1 protein-coding gene is annotated in these 1,142 nt (G+C 62.3%); it reads right to left on the bottom strand.

Translation table 11 applies throughout. The features are described 5' to 3' along the window. Positions 1–2: 2 nt before the first annotated feature. On the bottom strand, positions 3–1,142 hold a 1,140-nt coding region (locus V8U06_RS29110), incomplete at its 5' end, for an electron transfer flavoprotein-ubiquinone oxidoreductase (protein WP_427143636.1).

Raw genomic sequence — 1,142 nt, forward strand, 5'->3', positions numbered from 1 at the left:
ATTCACATGTTCGGATAGACCGGGCCTTCGCCGCCCTGCGGCGGCACCCAGTTGATGTTCTGGTTCGGGTCCTTGATGTCGCAGGTCTTGCAGTGCACGCAGTTCTGCGCGTTGATGACGAAGACCGGCTTGCCGTCCTTCTCCACCCACTCGTAGACGCCAGCCGGACAGTAGCGCGTCGACGGGCCGGCATAGATGTCGTGCTCGGAGCGCTTCTGCAGGCTCATGTCCTTGACCTGCAGATGCACCGGCTGATCCTCCTCGTGGTTGGTGTTCGACAGGAACACCGAGGACAGACGATCGAAGGTCAACACGCCATCGGGTTTCGGGTAATCGATCTTCGTGTGCTTTGCTGCCGGCTCGAGGCTCTGCGCATCGCTCTTGCCGTGCTTCAGCGTGCCGAACAGCGACAGACCGAACAACTGGTTGGTCCACATGTCGAGACCGCCGAGTGCCACGCCGATCGCCGTGCCGAATTTCGACCACAGCGGCTTGACGTTCCTGACCCGCTTCAGGTCCTTGCCGATATCGGTCTGGCGCCATTCGTTCTCGATCTCGACCGGCTCGTCATTGGCCCTGCCCGACGCGATCGCTTCTGCCAGTTTGTCAGCCGCCAGCATGCCAGACAGCACCGCATTGTGGCTGCCCTTGATGCGCGGCACGTTGACGAGACCGGCCGAACAGCCGATCAGCGCACCGCCTGGGAACGACAGCTTCGGCACCGACTGGTAGCCACCCTCGGTGATGGCGCGAGCGCCATAGGACAGCCGCTTGCCGCCTTCAAAGGTGCCGCGGATGGCCGGATGGGTCTTGAACCGCTGGAACTCCTCGAACGGGAAGAGGTATGGGTTCTTATAGTTCAGGTGCACGACGAAGCCGACCGCGACGAGGTTGTCTTCCAGATGGTACAGGAACGAACCACCACCGGTCTTCATGCCGAGCGGCCAGCCGAACGAGTGCTGCACCAGGCCCGGACGGTGGTTCTCGGGCTTAACCTGCCAGAGCTCTTTCAGGCCGATGCCGAACTTCTGGACGTCGCGGTCTTTCGACAGATCGAACTTCGAAATCAGCTGCTTGGCGAGCGAGCCGCGCACGCCCTCGCCGATCAGCGTGTATTTGCCGAGCAGCGCCATGCCGCGGGC

Source organism: Shinella sp. G-2, assembly GCF_050172695.1.
In the GTDB taxonomy this organism is placed as follows: Bacteria; Pseudomonadota; Alphaproteobacteria; order Rhizobiales; family Rhizobiaceae; genus Shinella.